The sequence below is a fragment of the Kocuria himachalensis genome (assembly GCF_054784195.1).
Genome location: NZ_BAAGPL010000015.1, coordinates 347540 through 363566, shown reverse-complemented (window position 1 = coordinate 363566; position 16027 = coordinate 347540). Strand labels below are relative to the sequence as shown.

Here is a 16027-nt window from a genome sequence, read left to right as displayed (position 1 = left end):
TCCTCGACGAGATCGATGGGCATCCGCCGCAGGAGGGACTTGGGATTCTGTGCGTTCATGGGTGGTTCTCCGTGAGTGGGAGGGCATACCTGTCGAGGCCTTACTATGCGCGACTTCTGCCGTTGGATAAAGTGAATTTTTCCGACCGTTGTTCATCAGCGCGGACGATGGGTGACGGCTGTGGTGGCGCCGGTTGCGCCGCTGCGGTGGTCCGAGCGTGCTGTGTTCCGAGCGTGCTGTGGTCCGGATGACGGCCGTGCCGCCGGCCCGCGCCGGGTCGTGGTCCTCACCGCGCCCGCTCACCGCTCTGGAGGAGTCCCCCATGCCCACCCCCGAGTTCGTCCTGTCCCTGCGCGAGAAGATCGGCCACGACCTGCTCTGGCTGCCCGCCGTCACCGCCGTGGTGCTGCGCGACGACGGCCGGGTGCTGCTCGCCCGGCGCAGCGACAACGGCAACTGGGGACTGGTGAGCGGGATCGTGGAGCCCGGCGAGGAACCGGCGGTCACGGCGGTGCGCGAGTGCCTGGAGGAGACCGGCGTCGTCGCCGTCGTGGAGGAGCTCGTGGCGATCAAAGCGGGGGAGCCCGTGCAGTACCCGAACGGGGACCGCTGCCAGTTCCTGGACCACACCTTCCGCTGCCGCTGGGTCTCCGGCGAGGCCCGGGTCAACGACGACGAGTCGCTCGAGGTCGGCTGGTACTCCCCGGACGAGCTCCCGCCCCTGCCGCCCCACCAGCTCGAGCGGCTGCGGGCCGCGCGGGCGCACAGCGGCCCGCCCCGCTTCGTGGTCTGAGCCCGCCCACCGGTCACCCGCAGATGCCGGCACGCTCCCTTGCGACCGGGCGGTGTGCAGCGGCCCGCCACGGGTCGTGTGCCGCGCCGGGACCGGCCCCCATGGAGGACCCGTGTGCCTCCTCAGGACCGGGCTGCCGGAACCCGTTCCGCCCGGGGCCCGATGATCGACCGTGCCGTGCGGCGGGCGAGCCCCGCGGGATCGGACGGCGCTCCCCGCAGGAGGCTGCTGAGCACCCCGTTGTAGAGCAGCAGCAGCACCGAGGCCGTGGCGGCCGGATCCTGGTACCCGGCCTCCCGGGCGAGGTTCGCCAGCCGGTCGGTGACCAACCGGGTGTCCTGCCGGATCAGCTCGAACACCGGGTCCGTCCACCCGTCCTCGGGGGCGGGGCGTTCAGAGGCGGTGGCCAGGAAGCAGCACCACTGGGTCGGTCCGGCCGACGCGCGGAAGGTCTCGACGGCGTCGAAGACCGCCAGCAGCCGCTCCTCTCCGGTGCCGGCGGCGGCGACGGCCTCGTCCCAGTGCCGGGTCCAGGAGTCGAGCCGGCGGGAGAGCACCTCGCGCAGGAGGTTGTCCTTGGAGCCGAAGTGCTTGTAGAGCGTCACGATCGCCACTCCGGCCGCTGCGGCGACCCGGTCGACGCCCGTCGCGGCGATGCCGTCGGAGAAGAACAGCTCCTCGGCGGCGTCGAGGATACGGTCCCGCGTGTGCTGGGGGTTGGCCATGCCCCTAGTGTAACGTTCGTTATGGTGAAACGACCGTTATGCTCAGGGGGCAGAGATGACCGGAACGACCGTGGACCGTCGGGCGAGGGCCGGCCTCGGGACGGCGGTGGCGGGCATGCTGCTGATCGCCGCCACCTATGGCATGGCACGTTTCGGGGTGGGCCTCTTCGCTCCGGTCCTGAGCGCCCAGCGACCGGACCTCACGGGTGTCCTCGGCTGGGCGGGAGCCGCGCAGTTCACCTCGTACTCGCTGGCCGCGGTGGTGGCCGCCCGGTGGGTCGACCGGCGCCCTCGTGCCGGGCTGCTGCTCGCCGGGGCCACCGCGGTCCTCGGGTGCCTGGGAGTGGCGGTCGCCTCGACCCCGCTGCTGTTCGTGGTCGCGGTCTTCGTCGGCGGCATGGGCGGAGGGTTCGCCTCTCCCGCACTGGTGCCGGTCATCGACGCGGTCGTGGCACCGCACACCGCCGCGACGGCGCAGTCCGTGGTGAACTCCGGAACGGCCGTGGGCGTGATCGGGGCCGGGGTGGTGGCCTCGACGGCCGCGGCGGTCGGTCCGGCCTGGGTGTTCATGGCGCTGGTATGCGCGGCGGCCACGGCGGCGGCGTGGTATCCCGCCCGGGCGCGCACCGGTCCAGCCACCGCCCGTCGCGACACCGCGGTACCGGCCTCCGTGCCCGCTGGGGGCCCGCCCTCCGTGCCTGACCGGGGTCCGTCCGCCCCGCCGACCCGGGGCTCGTGGCGGCTCCTCGTCCGCCCCGGCGCGGCGGCGCTGGTCGCCGGCGCCGGCTCGTCCCTGGTCTGGACGTTCGGGCCGCTGCTGCTCACCGGCTCCGGTGCTGTCCCCCCGGCGCGGGTCGGAGGGCTGTGGATCGCCCTCGGGCTGGGGGGCGTCCTCGGCGCGCTCACCGGCACACTGGTCCGGCGCGCGGGAATCCGCGGTGCATGGTGCTGGTGCGCGGGTGCTCTGGCTGTGGCCGCCGCCGGAGTCGCGGTGTCCGTGGTGGCCGGCAGCGCCTGGGTGGCCCACGGCAGCATGGCCCTCTTCGGTGCCGGCTACATGGGCCTGTCCGGTGTGCTGATCCTCTGGGCGCGCCGGCTCTGGCCCGGCGGCGCCGGGGCCGGCACGTCCGTGCTCTTCATCGCCCTGGCCACCGGGCAGGCGCTGGGCTCTGCCGGTTTCGGACTGGCCCGGGAGGTGGCGGGCCCGGCGGGCCTGGCGGTGCCGGCCGCCGGCCTGTGCGTCCTGGCCGGTGTCGCGGCCGTGGTGCGGAAGCGGTGACCGCCCCTGCGCATCCCCGCGGAGCCTGCCGCGGTGCTCCGCGCACAGCGGCCTCCGCCTCGAGACCCACGGCCTGCCCGGCGGCGGCGCCAGCGGACACAAAGCGTACTTACTTGTGACCGGTGTCACCCGATCCTAGACTCGGAGACGTCCACCCGACGAGCACGAACGAGCAAGGAGGAACGACATGCCCGCAGGACAGACCAGTTTCGACGACGTGACCTACGACCTGGTCTCCGTGCAGTACCACTCGCTCAAGGCAGGCCACGACTACGGCCAGTACGTGCGGGACGCCCGCAACGCCGGCCGTGACGACATCGCCGACTTCTTCGAGCAGGTGATGAGCCAGGACGCCGACCGTGCGCGGAGATGCCACGAGTTCATCAAGGAGCTCTCCAAGTCCGACGAGTCCGGGCCCGCCGTGACGCCCTGACCCGGGCCACCGGTCCGGAGCGGGGCCACGAGCAGCCTCCGCACGACACGAGGGGTCGCGTCCGCACGGGAATGTCGCAGCATTCCCGTGCGGACGCGACCCCTCGGTGCGGAGGGAGCGCCGGGTCAGGCGTTGGGGCCCGTCATGGTGGTGACGTCCAGCGCCCGGTCCAGCTGCTCCTCGGTGAGCTGGCCGTTGTCGACGTAGCCCAGGGCGATCGTCGCCTCGCGCACCGTCATCTTGTTCGCCACGGCGTGCTTGGCGATCTTCGCGGCGGCCTCGTAGCCGATGGCCTTGTTCAGCGGGGTCACGATGGACGGGGACGCCTCGGCGAGGAACCGGCAGCGCTCCACGTTGGCCTCGAGCCCGTCGATCATCTTCTCGGCCATCACGCGCGAGGAGTTCGCGAGCAGCCGGATGGACTCCAGCAGGGCCGAGGCCATGACCGGGATGCCCACGTTGAGCTCGAACGCGCCGTTGGTGGAGGACAGCGAGACCGTGGTGTCGTTGCCAATCACCTGCGCGCAGACCTGGATGGTGGACTCGCAGATCACCGGGTTGACCTTGCCGGGCATGATCGAGGAGCCGGGCTGGAGATCGGGGATGAGGATCTCGCCGAGGCCGGTGTTGGGGCCGGAGCCCATCCAGCGCAGGTCGTTGTTGATCTTCATGTAGCTGTAGGCGACGTTGCGCAGCTGGCCGGAGGCCTCGACCAGGCCGTCCCGGTTGGCCTGGGCCTCGAAGTGGTTGCGGGCCTCGGTGATCGGCAGCCCGGTCTCCTCGGCGAGCAGCTCGATGACGCGGGCGGAGAAGCCGGCCGGGGTGTTGATGCCGGTGCCCACGGCGGTGCCGCCCAGCGGGACCTCGGCCACGCGCGGCAGCGAGGACTGCACCCGCTCGATGCCGTAGCGGACCTGCGCGGCGTAGCCGCCGAACTCCTGGCCCAGGGTCACCGGGGTGGCGTCCATGAGGTGCGTGCGCCCGGACTTCACGACGTCCTGGAACTCCGCGGCCTTCTTCTCGAGGGACTCGGCCAGCTGCGTCATGGCCGGGACCAGGTCGTTGATCAGTGCGCCCGTGACGGCGACGTGCACCGAGGTCGGGAAGACGTCGTTGGAGGACTGGGAGGCGTTGACGTGGTCGTTGGGGTGGACCTCGACGTCCGTGCCCTCGAGCGCCTGGTTGGCGAGGGTCGCCAGCACCTCGTTGGTGTTCATGTTGGAGGACGTCCCGGAGCCGGTCTGGAAGACGTCGATCGGGAAGTGCTCGTCGTACTGCCCCGTGGCGACCTTGTCCGCGGCGTCCGCGATGGCCCGGGCGCGCTCGTCGTCGAGCACCCCCAGCTCCGCGTTCGCCTTGGCGGCGGCCTTCTTGATCTGTGCCAGCGCGACGATGTGCTGGGGCTCGAGGGGCTTGCCCGAGATGGGGAAGTTCTCGATCGCCCGCTGGGTCTGCGCGCGGTACAGGGCGTTCGCGGGAACGCGGACCTCGCCCATGGTGTCGTGCTCGATGCGGTACTCGGTGGTCTCTGCGGTGGTATCAGCCATGGCGCCAGTCTAGGACAGCGCCAGGTGACGCCCGGCACGGCAACCCCCGGTGACGGTCGCCGTGCCGGGGCGCCCGGTTCAGCGGCCCGGCAACCAGGTGCCGTGCCCGTGGACGAGCTCCGCCTCGCCGTCCTCCAGGTGGTAGAAGACGCCGACCACGGCGACGTCGCCGTTGGAGACCGCGTCGGCGATCACCCGGGACTGCTCCATGAGGCGCGACGCCGTCTGCTTGGTGTGCTCCACGACCGCCGCGTTGACGTCCTGGTGGCCGTGGCGCTGGGTCTCGAGCACGGACGGCATGATCCGTTCGATGAGGTCCCGCTGGAAGCCGCGGGGCATCTGCCCGGAGCCCGCGACGTCGTGCGCGGCGGTCACGGCCCCGCACGAGTCGTGGCCGAGCACCATGATCAGCGGCGTGCCGAGGTTCGCCACGGAGTACTCGATCGAGCCGAGCACGGCGTCGTCGATGACCTGCCCGGCGGTGCGCACCACGAACGCGTCGCCCAGGCCGAGGTCGAAGATGATCTCCGCGGCCAGCCGCGAGTCCGAGCAGCCGAAGATCACGGCGAACGGGTTCTGCCCGCCCGCCACCGACTGCCGGCGGGAGGCGTCCTGGTTGGGATGCAGGGACTCGCCGGCCACGAAGCGGGCGTTGCCTTCGCGCAGCCGCCGCCAGGCGGCGGCCGGGGTGCGGGGCGAGGTGTCGTCGGGGCGGGTGTCCGGGGTCATGGCATCTCCGTGGTTCGCGGGGCAGGGGCGTCGGTGAGGTCCTCGGCGACGGCGGTGGCCAGCCGGTCCAGCTCGGCGCCGGGCGCGTCGCCCTTGAGCACCACGGTGGAGCCGTTGACCTCTCCGGTGTACACGGTCACGGCGTCCTGGTTCCGGGACTCCTCCCGGACGTGGACGTCCCACGGCACACCCCCGGCCTCGACCACCGCGGTGGCGGGCAGGGCCTCGGTCTGCTGGGCCAGCCACGTGGGGTTGGCCACGGACGTCTGGACCAGGCCGATGAAGCTGCCCTGCGGAGTGGCCCAGCCGATCTCCCAGAAGGGCACCCCCTCGGCGGCGCCGCCGTTCCACCGGGCGTAGTTGGCGGTCCAGCCCTCGCCCGGCTCCGGCACGACCGGGCTGAACGGCGCCTCGTCCGCGACGTACTCCGCCTCCTGGGCGACGTCGACGTCGGGACGGTACGGCTGCGCATCGGGGCGGGGCTGGAGCCACACGAACGGCAGGACCAGCAGGAGGAGGACCGCCATGGAGATGATCATCCCCTGCACGGGGGCGTTGAGCCGCCGGGCCTGCTTCTCCGTGATCTGCGGGAGCGGCTGCCCGGGGGCATCGGGACCGGGGGTGTCGGGGCCGGGCGCGGTGCCGGTGCCCGCGGCCGCGGGGTGTTCTGCCGCGCGGTGCTCTGCGGGACGGTCGGGGGTCGAGGAGCTCACCCGTCCATTGTGCCCTGTCCGCCGTCCCCCTGTCCGCCGCGCCCGCTCCACCGGTCCCGCCCCCGGCCGGGAATGTGGCGCAGGTCGCGGTCCGCGGCGGAGCGGGCGATATGCTGGGCGGGACGTGGACCGCGCCCGCGGCCGAGCCCGGCCCGGGGGTCCCCCAGAACGTGAACTCGAAGGTGAGGAACAACGTGGCCGAAGAATCCACCGGAACGATCCAGGCGCGCACCAACAACGTGGCCGACCGCAACCTCGCGATGGAGCTGGTGCGGACGACTGAGGCCGCGGCGATCGCCGGCGGCCAGTGGGTCGGCGCCGGCGACAAGAACGCCGCCGACGGGGCCGCGGTCGACGCCATGCGCTCCCTGCTCTCCACCGTGCACTTCAACGGCACCGTGGTCATCGGCGAGGGCGAGAAGGACGAGGCCCCGATGCTGTTCAACGGCGAGCAGGTGGGCGACGGCTCCGGCCCGGCCTCCGACGTCGCCGTGGACCCCATCGACGGCACCCGCCTCACCGCCCTGGGCATGAACAACGCCCTGGCCGTCATCGCGGTGGCCGACGGCGGGTCGATGTTCGACCCCTCCGCCGTCTTCTACATGGACAAGCTCGTGGTGGGCCCGGAGGCCGCGGACTTCGTGGACCTGCGCCTGCCCGTCAAGCAGAACCTGCACCTCGTGGCCAAGGCCAAGGGCATCAAGATCAACCAGCTCACCGTGTGCGTGCTGGACCGTCCGCGCCACCAGAAGCTCGTCGACGAGATCCGCGCCACCGGCGCCCGCACCCGGATGATCCTCGACGGGGACGTGGCCGGGGCGATCGCGGCCTGCCGCGAGGGCACCGGCGTGGACGTCATGATGGGCATCGGCGGCACCCCGGAGGGCATCGTCACCGCGTGCGCCGTCAAGGCCACCGGCGGCATCATCCAGGGCCGGCTCGCCCCGGTCGACGACGACGAGCGGCAGAAGGCCCTCGACGCCGGACTGGATCTCGACGCGGTGCTGACCACCGACGACCTCGTCACCTCGGACAACTGCTTCTTCTCCGCCACGGGCATCACGGACGGCGACCTGCTGCGCGGCGTGCGCTACCGCGGCGCCCGCATCACCACCCAGTCCATCGTGATGCGCTCCCGCTCCGGGACCGTGCGGATGGTCGAGGCGGAGCACCTGGCCTCCAAGTGGGAGAAGTACGCCCGGCACTGAGCCCGGCCCGGAGCACGCGGCCCGCGCGGCCGTGGCAGGACCCCCGCACCGACCCCGGTGCGGGGGTCCTGCCGTCCCTCGTCACACCGTGTCCGGCACCGGTCGCGACCCCTACCGGCTCTACACTGGAGGCCGAACTGCGGGCGCCGACCGCGGTCCCCCAGCCGGGGCGGAGCGCCCGGGTGACGAGGAGGATCCCCACGTGAGCACCACGGTCAGCCCCTGTCCCAACCGCAAGACCTGGGACGCCACCGTCCGGGTGACCGGCGGGCACCCGCAGCAGCTCTGGGGCATCGGCGAGGCGCAGGTCTCCGCGGAGGGACCCGGCCTGCGGGTCGACCGGGTCATGGTCCACGACGCCGAGCAGCGCACCGTGGGCTACGCGCAGCTCTACCTGCGCTCCGAGGCCGAGCGCGTGGTCGCCGGGACCGTGCACTGCCACGTCCACCGGCCCGAGGACCTGCCCGTGGTCGCCGCCGCGCTCGCCGACTGGGCGCGGGAGGAGCACTCGGCCGTCCTGCTGCGCTTCCAGGCCGACACCCTGCGCGCCCCCGGCACCCTGGAGGCGCTGGAGGCCGCCGGGTTCGCGCGTCCCGCCGCGGACGCCGGATCGGACGAGCCGCGGCGGCTGGAGGTCGTGCTGGGGGAGACGGAGCGGGACCTCTCGCGGCGGCTCTCGGAGGCCACCCTGGACCGGTGCCGCACGGCCCTGCGCACCCCGGGCGTGACGGTGCGCGAGGTCACGGCGGGCAGCCGGGTCCTCGCGAACATCGGGCTGCGGACCCGGCTCATCACCCAGCTGCTGGAGGACCTCGGCGACGACTCGCTGCTGCTCGTGGCCACCGAGGCCGCCGAGGACGGCCGAGAGAGTGCCCTGGGCTACCTGTGGTTCGTGCACACGCGCGGACTGGCGATGATCTACCGGCTCGGCTTCACCCGCCGGGGGCGGGACCTGGGCGTGGACGACGCCCTGCTGCTGACCGGGATCGTCGAGCTGCAGAAGCGGCGCGTGCAGCGCCTCGACGGCGGCGACCCGGACGAGACGGAGGTGCCGCTGGTGGTCCGCGAGCTCGCCGCGGCGCAGCGGCCGGTGCTGGGCCCGTGGGAGAAGCCCCTGGGGCGGGGCCCCGCCGGGGAGTTCTCGGAGGACGTCGCCGACGCCGCGGCCGAGGCCTCGGGGACCGCGGTCGCCGCGGAGCTGGGGCTGGACGAGTCCGCCCCGGCGTGGTCGCCCGACAGCGGGGAGCCGGACGACGTGCCCGAGGACGACGGCGGCACGGGGAACCCGGCCCGGGGGCGGGCCCGGCGGGCCAGGGACCTCACCCGTCGCGTGGTCGGGGAGAGCATCTCCGCCCTCCGGGACGCGGCGGGACGCTGACACCGGGCCGCGACCGGCCCCCGACCGCCAGAGTGCGGTCGGTCCGGTCCCGGTCCGTGCGGTGCCGGTCCGTCCGGTCTCGGTCCGCCCGGTCTCGGTCCGCCGGTCGAGGGGGGCGCTCAGGCCTCCCGGCGGCGCACCCCGGCGACGGCCTGCCGGAGCCGGGCCGTCAGGCCGGGCAGGCTCTTGCGGGCCGAGACGGCCGCCTCCCGGGCGGCGCGCACACCGGTGTACGCGGCGTACTTCCCCTGGCTCAGCGGCAGGTCCCAGGTCCCGGGGTAGGACTCCGTGCGTCCCCCGAAGGACTTCTTGAACTTCGTGAAGCCGTGCCACGCGTGGTCCGGGCCGGCGTCCTCCGGCGCGGTGCCGAAGAGGTCGAACCGGCTCAGACCCTTCTGCTTGGCGTCGAGGACCATCCGCACGACCAGCGGGATCCCCGCCGAGAGCCTGCGGTGCTCGAAGTCCATCGCGGCGTGGGCGTAGGTGCGGGTGTCGTCGGAGTCGTAGACGAGGGAGGCGCCGATGGGCTCCCCGTCCAGCCGGGCGACGTAGAGGGCCGCCGCGCCCACGGGCATGAGGCTACGGGCCGCCTCGCGCAGATAGGCGTCCTGCTGGCGGGCGAAGTCCTTGCGCTCGGCCGTGGCTTCCAGGAAGCCCAGCAGCACGTCGACGTCCTCGGGGTCGGTCGAGGCCGTGAAGGTCACACCCTTCTTGGCGATGTTGCGGTGCAGGTTGCGGTTGGTGGACTTCATGTCCTTGAGGATCGCGTCCTCGTCCTGGGTGAGGTCGATGACCTGGGTGTGCCCGGGCTGCACCTGCCGGGGCGCCGGGCGCAGCCCGCGCCGGCGCAGCGACGCCTCGGGGGTCTCGAGGCCGTCCGTCACCGCGGCGTCGACGGGCTCCACCCGCACGAACCAGCACCGCTCGGACCGGGCCGTGCGGGCGAGGTCGTCGAGCGCGGCCTCGAAGGCCTGCGGGCTCCGCGCCTCGGGGCCGTACGGGCAGTAGAGGTAGCGGCCGGTCCGGCCGCCCTCGAGGATCGCCAGGTAGCGCCATCCGTCCCCGGAGGCCTGGAACACCGTGTGCCCCAAGTTCCGCTGGAATCCGGCCCATGCCTTCGACTGCAGTATGTTCGCCACGTCCCCACTGTACCGGGGCGCCCGGGTGCCGCCGGCGACCCGCGGACCGGTCCGGTCAGCGCACCGAGCAGGTGCCGTTGGGGGTGAGCTCCTGCGTCCTGGCGAGGGTCTTCGCCGCCGCGAGGGGTGCGGTCATCGCGATCCCGGCGCCCACCGGGGTGCCGACCGGCAGGGCCTCCGCGTCCCGCGCGCCACGGTCCGTGGCCTCCTCGAGCACCCGGTCGAGGTCCTCGTGCAGCAGGTCGAAGTCCGGGTAGGTGGGGAAGGACGGGTCGTAGTAGGGCGGGCCGGCGGCGTACTGCACCAGCTCGTGCTCCTTGGCCTTCAGGGCCACGTCCACGAACGAGCCGATCTGGCTCTGCGGGATGTCGGTCTCGACGACCTGGGTCCCCGAGTTCGCGAGGTCCTCGAACCGCGTCAGCACGTTGACGGGGTTGAGCTGCTTGAGCATCGCGGCCTGCACGCAGCGCTGGCGGGCCTGGCGGTCGTAGTCCGTGGCCCCCTCGCGGGACCGGGCGTACCAGAGGGCGTGATAGCCGTCCAGGTGCTGGACGCCCGGCTCGATGTACCCGAAGATCTCGTTCGGCAGGCCCGTTGTCAGGTCGGTGCCACCGCCGATCGGGACCCGCCCGCCGACGTCGATGGTGATCCCGCCGAGGGCGTCCACGAGCTGCTCGAAGCCGTTCATCTCGACGATCGCGTAGGCCTGGACCTTGAGGCCCAGGACGCCGGACGCGGCGTCCTTCATGGCCTCGGCGCCGGGGTCGGCGGCGTCGGGGTAGAGCTCGGCGTGGTTGTTCGTGACGTCGGTGTAGAGGGAGTTGAGGATGCACTCGTCGCCGCAGTTGAAGCCCTCGGGATAGACGTCCGCCAGCGGCGAGTCCTCGGGGAAGGGCGCGTTCTGCAGGTTGCGGGGCAGGGAGACGGTCACGGTCCGCCCGGAGTCGGCGTCCACGCTGAGCACCGTCATCGAGTCGGGGCGGCGGCCCGAGCGGTCCTCCCCGGAGTCGGTGCCCATGAGCAGGATGTTGTACCGGCCGTCCGAGGGCCGGAAGGGCAGCCCGCCGCCGAAGACGTCCGAGACCGCCCCGCGCGTCACGGACAGCAGGTAGGCGGAGTACGCCAGCCCGCCCGAGGTGACGAGCATGAGCGCCACGGTGGCCGCGGCCACCGCCCGGCGGGTCCGTTGCACGAGCAGACCGGGCCGGACGAGCCGGAGCGTGTCGAAGAAGAGGAACGCCCATCCGAGCGCCAGGGCCAGCAGTCCCGCGATCAGCAGCAGGGACGTGAACGAGTTCGTCAGGAACCAGACCAGGGGAGTCCGCCACAGCACCAGGCAGACGAGCGTCAGCGCGGCGACGGCCCAGACGACCACGTCGACCCTGAGGGCGGCGCGCCCGATGGACCGCCGGCCCGCGACGAGCTGGGCGCTGCCGGGGACCACGAGCGTGGACAGCAGCAGCGTCCAGGCCCGCCGGGCCCGGGTGCCGTCCCCGGCGTGCTGGGGGTGGCGCAGCGGGTCCGTGAGCCGGGGCGAGCTCGTCGCCGCGTCGTCGTCGACGCCCCGCACCGCCGTCACGGCGTCGGGCGGGAGGTCCCGGGACGGGGAGTCCTCGGCGGACGGGTCGTGCGGCGGGCGGGGATCGTGCTCAGCGCGGGGGGTGTGGCCGTTCACGGGCAGCTCCGGCGGGGAAGGGCGGGCGGGGGAGGGGCAGGGGGGAGCGGTCGGCCGGGTCAGCCGTCGAGGCGGGTGCGCAGGGCGGCGCCCTTGTCGTGGGCGGTCTGCCGGAGCTCGGCGGCGAAGCGCAGGAGCTGCCCGCGCAGGGCCTCGGCCTGCGGGTCCGCGCCGGCGGCGAGGATCCGGACGGCCAGCAGACCGGCGTTGCGGGCCCCGCCGATGGACACGGTGGCCACCGGGACGCCGGCGGGCATCTGCACGATCGACAGCAGCGAGTCCATGCCGTCGAGGGTCTTCAGGGGGACGGGGACGCCGATCACGGGCAGGGGCGTCACCGAGGCGAGCATCCCCGGGAGGTGGGCGGCGCCGCCCGCCCCGGCGATGATCACCCGCAGCCCCCGGTCGTGGGCCCGCCGGCCGTACTCGATCATCTCGGTGGGCATCCGGTGGGCCGAGACGACGTCGGCCTCGTAGGGGATCCCGAACTCCTCGAGGGCGGTGGCGGCGGCCTCCATCACGGGCCAGTCGGAGTCCGAGCCCATCACGACGCCCACGACGGGCTGCTGCTTCTCGTTCACTGCTGCTCCTGGGCTGCTCGGCGGGTGGGGGCCGCCATCGCGGTCCGGTCTGGGGCTACGCTATCCGTCCCGGCTGGACGGGCCGTGGGAGGCACGCGGGTCAGGCCTGCCCGTCGCGCAGCACGGCCGCCGCGCGGGTGGCCCGCCGGCGCAGCTCCGGGATCTCGTCCGCGGCGCCGGTGAGGTTGACGTGGCCGATCTTGCGCCCGGGCCGCACGGCCTTGCCGTAGTTGTGGATCTTGGCGCGGGGCTCGGCGCTCATCGCCGCCCGGTAGGCGCCGAAGAGGTCCTGGTTCGCCCCGCCCAGGTAGTTCTTCATCACGGCGGACCCGCCGATCAGCCCGGTCTCCCCGAGCGGGAGGTCCAGCACGGCCCGCAGGTGCTGCTCGAACTGGCTCGTCACGGATCCGTCCATGGTCCAGTGCCCGGAGTTGTGCGGGCGCATGGCCAGCTCGTTGACCAGGAACCCGATGCCGCGGCCGGGGGTCTCGAAGAGCTCCACGGCCATCACCCCGGTCACCCCGAGCTCCGTGGCCAGCGTCCGGGCGGCGTCCGCGGCCGCGGTCGCGACCTCGGGCAGCAGCTGCGGGGCGGGCGCGAGCACCTCGTCGCAGACACCGTCCACCTGGATCGACTCCACCACCGGCCACGCCCGCACCTCGCCGGAGGGCGAGCGGGCCACGAGGGCGGAGAGCTCGCGGGCGAACCCGACCTTCTCCTCAGCCAGCAGGGGGCCGTCCGTGCGGGCGAACCACTGCGCCGGTTCGGCGCCGCGGGCGTCCTGGGCGGTGTCGAGCACCATGACGCCCTTGCCGTCGTAGCCGCCGCGCGGCGTCTTGAGCACCACGGGCCAGCCCGAGCGCTCGCCGAAGGAGACCAGCTCCTCGACGTCGGCCACGGCCTCCCACCGAGGGTTCGGCAACCCGAGGCGCTCCACGGCCGCGCGCATCCACAGCTTGTCCTGGGCGTGCACCAGCGCGTCCGGGCCCGGGCGGACGACCACGCCCTCGGCGAGCAGGGTCCGCAGGTGCTCGGTGGGCACGTGCTCGTGGTCGAACGTCAGGACGTCGACGCCCTCGGCGAACCGGCGCAGGACGTCGAGGTCGGTGTAGTCGCCCACCGGCGCGGTGGGCACGGCCGCGACGGCCGAGACGTCGGGGCCCTCGGCGAGCACGCGCAGCTCGATCCCCAGGGCGGTGGCGGAGGGCGCCATCATGCGGGCGAGCTGCCCGCCTCCGACGACGCCGACGACAGGGGCGGTCACAGAAGAATTCACCCGACCAGGGTATCCCGGCCCGTCGGCCCCTTCCGGCGGGGCACCGCACCCGTCCTCCGGGGCCGTCCTCCGGGGCTGTCCTCCCGTTCCGTTCCCGGCACCTGACCGGGAGCGGCCAGGGGACTGTGCTGTAACTCTCCGGTGCCGCCGAGGTGGGGCGGGGTAGGATGTGCCGAGGTCCGCCGCGGATGCTCTTCCGTGCGCGTCGACCGCCGCGCCGGCCGGCGCCCACCGCCTCACCACCTGGGAGACCTGAAGCCGCGTGAACCGTCTCGTCGACCGATTCGATGCCCTGTGGCACCTCTTCGTCAAGGAACTCATGAAGTTCGGCGTCGTCGGCGCCCTCGCGTTCGTCATCAACGCGTCGCTCACCTGGATCCTGATGCACACGGTGTTCGAGGACGGTCACCTCAAGGCCAAGTTCGTGGCGACGGCGGTGGCCATCGCCTTCGCCTGGGTCGCCAACCGGCTGTGGACCTTCCGGCACAAGCGCCAGTCGGACAAGCGCCGCGAGCTGATCCAGTTCCTCGTGGCCAACGGCATCGGCATGGCCATCGAGCTCGGCTGCCTCGGGTTCAGCTACTACGTGCTGGGTCTCACCAGCGCCTACGCGTCCTTCGTGTCCGGCACGATCATCGGGACCATCCTCGGCACGGTCTTCCGGTACTTCGCCTACCGCTTCTGGGTGTTCACCGAGGAGCTCGACGAGGATCCCAACTTCGCGGACACCGCGGCCCTCGAGATCGCCCTGATCACCGGCCACGAGCCCGCGGAGGGCGCCGGGCACCCCCACCGCGCGCACACGCATCCCCCCCGGGAGGGCGGCCACCACCGGACGGGAACCGCGGCCCGCCCCGGCCCGGGCGCCCACGAGAGCCACGAGAGCACCGAGCCGGTCGAGGGCCGCTGAACCGTCCCGCTCAGAAGGGAACGGCGTTCTCGGCCGCCAGCACCGACCGCCAGGCGTCGTCGTCGGCGTCCGCCGGGCGGTCCGTGACCACCACGGTCCGGCCCCCGGCCAGCACGGCCAGCACGCGCAGCAGGAACTCGGCGTCCATCCTCCGCCCCGGCACGTGCACCGCCGACGCCGTGCCCCACGCGGCCTCCCGCCCGGACGCGAGCTCGCCCGCAGCCGGCATCAGCCGATCGTGCGGCAGGAAGCCGTCGGTGCCCGCGGTGCGGAGCGCGGCACCGTCCGGTGCCGGTTCCTCGACGCCGTCGTAGACGTCCGCGTGGGAGCGCACCTCGGCGCAGTAGTCGAGGACGTCCCCGGCGGGCAGCCCGCCGCGGTGACCGAGCGAGAGCGCCGGCCGGTCCAGGACCACCGCCCGCGCGCCGGCAGGCACCCGGTCCAGCAGCGGCGGCGTCGCCCCCTGCGCGTCGACGAGGCCCACCACGGCCCGGTCCCCGGGCTCCGCCGCGTCTGAACGGGGGTCGACCGCTCGCACGGCGGCGCCCATGGTCCACGAGCCCAGGACGACTGCGAGACTGCGCCAGTGCACCTCGTCGCCGAGGGCCACGACGTCGCCCGCCTCGAGGTCCAGCTCGTCCACCCACAGGTTCGCGGTCTTGGCCACCCAGTTGTCGAGGACCCGCCCGGAGAGCTCCACGCGCTCGCCGTCCAGGCCGTACCAGATCAGGGCAGGACGGCTGCTGCTCCGCAGCTTGTCCACCAAACGGGGGACAGATCGGGGAATCGGTATGTCCATGGTTCCTCCTCGTGGATGCCGCTCCCACGGCGGGGGCACGGCATATGCGTAGGTCCGCATTTTTCGCGTTCTGCGGAGTCCTGTCGAAAATCGGGCCGTGACGTGGAAAAACGTCTACTCCCAAAGCCATTCTTCCCGGATATCGTGGCACGGGTGGTCGCCCGAGGTGGGTTGACTCCGTACTAGTTACACACGTGTAATTGGGAAGTCCGGCAGACGATCAGCAAGGATACGTTCTCCGGGATGCAAAGGGTCCGCGTCCCCCGCACTGTGCCGGGCCCGAGCGATCGTGTCGGATGGAAGGAAAGTCATGGGAGAGGCCGCACGACAGCAGGTCGTGGAATCCAGCCCCCTCGATGCCCGTCGACGGAGCATCCGCTCGGTGCCCGAGGACTGGTTCGTCGATCCCGTCGATCCGCGCGCCGCCGAGCGGCACGTCCGCCGGGCCGCCGGCAGCCTGGACGACCAGGCCACGGCCTATCTCCGGGCCCACGAGGCCGTCCAGAACCTCTCCGGAGCCGAAGCGGCACCTGCCCTCGACCTGCTCGAGGCACCCACCGACGACGAGGGCTCCGACTGGAGCGCCGTGGCCGGGCTGTACGCCGTGGACGAGGACGAGGGAGAGCTCGCGTGGCAGACCGACGCGCTGTGCGCCCAGACCGACCCGGAGGCCTTCTTCCCCGAGAAGGGCGGGTCCACGCGTGACGCCAAGCGCGTGTGCGAGGCCTGCCCCGTGCAGGCGGAGTGCCTCGACTACGCAATGAGCAAGGACGAGAAGTTCGGCATCTGGGGCGGGCTCTCCGAGCGCGAGCGCCGCCGCCTGCGCCGTCTCGCCCGCTGAG

General features: G+C 73.1%; 16 protein-coding genes. 7 read left to right on the top strand and 9 right to left on the bottom strand.

Annotation, left to right across the window (positions count from 1 at the left end):
* Positions 1 to 322 precede the first annotated feature (322 nt).
* A complete protein-coding gene (locus tag ACYVM4_RS10810) occupies positions 323 to 793 on the top strand; it encodes an NUDIX hydrolase (RefSeq protein WP_460668568.1) in 471 nt (156 codons plus the stop codon).
* Positions 794 to 915: 122 nt separating this feature from the next.
* Here the strand turns inward: ACYVM4_RS10810 and ACYVM4_RS10805 are convergent, their stop codons facing one another.
* A complete protein-coding gene (locus ACYVM4_RS10805) occupies positions 916 to 1518 on the bottom strand; it encodes a TetR/AcrR family transcriptional regulator (protein WP_460668567.1) in 603 nt (200 codons plus the stop codon).
* A gap of 55 nt (positions 1519 to 1573) precedes the next feature.
* Here ACYVM4_RS10805 and ACYVM4_RS10800 point away from each other — a divergent pair, with 55 nt between their 5' ends.
* Both ACYVM4_RS10800 and ACYVM4_RS10795 read left to right on the top strand, forming a co-directional pair.
* A complete protein-coding gene (locus ACYVM4_RS10800; RefSeq protein ID WP_460668566.1) occupies positions 1574 to 2797 on the top strand; it encodes an MFS transporter in 1224 nt (407 codons plus the stop codon).
* Positions 2798 to 2984: 187 nt separating this feature from the next.
* Positions 2985 to 3230 (top strand): acyl carrier protein, encoded by a 246-nt coding sequence (locus tag ACYVM4_RS10795; RefSeq protein ID WP_460668565.1) that lies wholly within the window; start codon positions 2985 to 2987, stop codon positions 3228 to 3230.
* Positions 3231 to 3355: 125 nt separating this feature from the next.
* Here the strand turns inward: ACYVM4_RS10795 and ACYVM4_RS10790 are convergent, their stop codons facing one another.
* The 3 genes from ACYVM4_RS10790 to ACYVM4_RS10780 all read right to left on the bottom strand — a co-directional run bounded on the left by ACYVM4_RS10790 (position 3356) and on the right by ACYVM4_RS10780 (position 6219).
* Complete coding sequence (locus ACYVM4_RS10790) at positions 3356 to 4777, bottom strand: class II fumarate hydratase (protein ID WP_460668564.1); 1422 nt, start codon at positions 4775 to 4777, stop codon at positions 3356 to 3358.
* Between the two features lie 78 nt (positions 4778 to 4855).
* The gene (locus tag ACYVM4_RS10785; protein WP_368821730.1) at positions 4856 to 5506 is read right to left on the bottom strand and encodes a carbonic anhydrase; all 651 of its coding nucleotides are present in this window, start codon (positions 5504 to 5506) and stop codon (positions 4856 to 4858) included.
* Positions 5503 to 6219, bottom strand: coding sequence for a DUF4245 domain-containing protein (locus ACYVM4_RS10780; protein WP_460668563.1), 717 nt, complete (start codon positions 6217 to 6219; stop codon positions 5503 to 5505). Before ACYVM4_RS10780 ends, ACYVM4_RS10785 begins: the two co-directional genes overlap by 4 nt.
* A gap of 260 nt (positions 6220 to 6479) precedes the next feature.
* Between ACYVM4_RS10780 and glpX the strand changes: the two genes are divergently transcribed.
* The gene (glpX, locus tag ACYVM4_RS10775) at positions 6480 to 7427 is read left to right on the top strand and encodes a class II fructose-bisphosphatase (RefSeq protein ID WP_368821849.1); all 948 of its coding nucleotides are present in this window, start codon (positions 6480 to 6482) and stop codon (positions 7425 to 7427) included.
* 202 nt (positions 7428 to 7629) lie between these two features.
* Positions 7630 to 8805, top strand: a complete 1176-nt coding sequence (locus tag ACYVM4_RS10770) for a hypothetical protein (RefSeq protein WP_460668562.1) — start codon at positions 7630 to 7632, stop codon at positions 8803 to 8805.
* 119 nt (positions 8806 to 8924) lie between these two features.
* On the opposite strand, the gene ACYVM4_RS10765 is transcribed toward ACYVM4_RS10770, so the two are convergent.
* From ACYVM4_RS10765 to ACYVM4_RS10750, 4 genes are all read right to left on the bottom strand, one after another.
* Positions 8925 to 9944: a lipid II:glycine glycyltransferase FemX gene (locus ACYVM4_RS10765; RefSeq protein WP_460668561.1), complete on the bottom strand. Its 1020-nt coding sequence runs from the start codon at positions 9942 to 9944 to the stop codon at positions 8925 to 8927.
* A gap of 55 nt (positions 9945 to 9999) precedes the next feature.
* Positions 10000 to 11619 (bottom strand): LCP family protein, encoded by a 1620-nt coding sequence (locus ACYVM4_RS10760; RefSeq protein WP_460668560.1) that lies wholly within the window; start codon positions 11617 to 11619, stop codon positions 10000 to 10002.
* Positions 11620 to 11678: 59 nt separating this feature from the next.
* Positions 11679 to 12164 carry a 5-(carboxyamino)imidazole ribonucleotide mutase gene (purE, locus tag ACYVM4_RS10755; protein WP_368821850.1) on the bottom strand — a complete coding sequence of 162 codons (486 nt, stop codon included), beginning with the start codon at positions 12162 to 12164 and terminating at the stop codon, positions 11679 to 11681.
* A 136-nt stretch (positions 12165 to 12300) separates the two neighbouring features.
* Complete coding sequence (locus tag ACYVM4_RS10750; RefSeq protein ID WP_460668576.1) at positions 12301 to 13416, bottom strand: 5-(carboxyamino)imidazole ribonucleotide synthase; 1116 nt, start codon at positions 13414 to 13416, stop codon at positions 12301 to 12303.
* A gap of 322 nt (positions 13417 to 13738) precedes the next feature.
* On the opposite strand from ACYVM4_RS10750, the gene ACYVM4_RS10745 reads away from it, so the two are divergent.
* Positions 13739 to 14386, top strand: a complete 648-nt coding sequence (locus ACYVM4_RS10745; RefSeq protein ID WP_368821736.1) for a GtrA family protein — start codon at positions 13739 to 13741, stop codon at positions 14384 to 14386.
* Between the two features lie 10 nt (positions 14387 to 14396).
* On the opposite strand, the gene ACYVM4_RS10740 is transcribed toward ACYVM4_RS10745, so the two are convergent.
* The gene (locus tag ACYVM4_RS10740; RefSeq protein ID WP_460668559.1) at positions 14397 to 15185 is read right to left on the bottom strand and encodes a TIGR03089 family protein; all 789 of its coding nucleotides are present in this window, start codon (positions 15183 to 15185) and stop codon (positions 14397 to 14399) included.
* Positions 15186 to 15495: 310 nt separating this feature from the next.
* Here ACYVM4_RS10740 and ACYVM4_RS10735 point away from each other — a divergent pair, with 310 nt between their 5' ends.
* Positions 15496 to 16026, top strand: a complete 531-nt coding sequence (locus ACYVM4_RS10735) for a WhiB family transcriptional regulator (RefSeq protein ID WP_460668558.1) — start codon at positions 15496 to 15498, stop codon at positions 16024 to 16026.
* Position 16027: the final 1 nt, after the last annotated feature.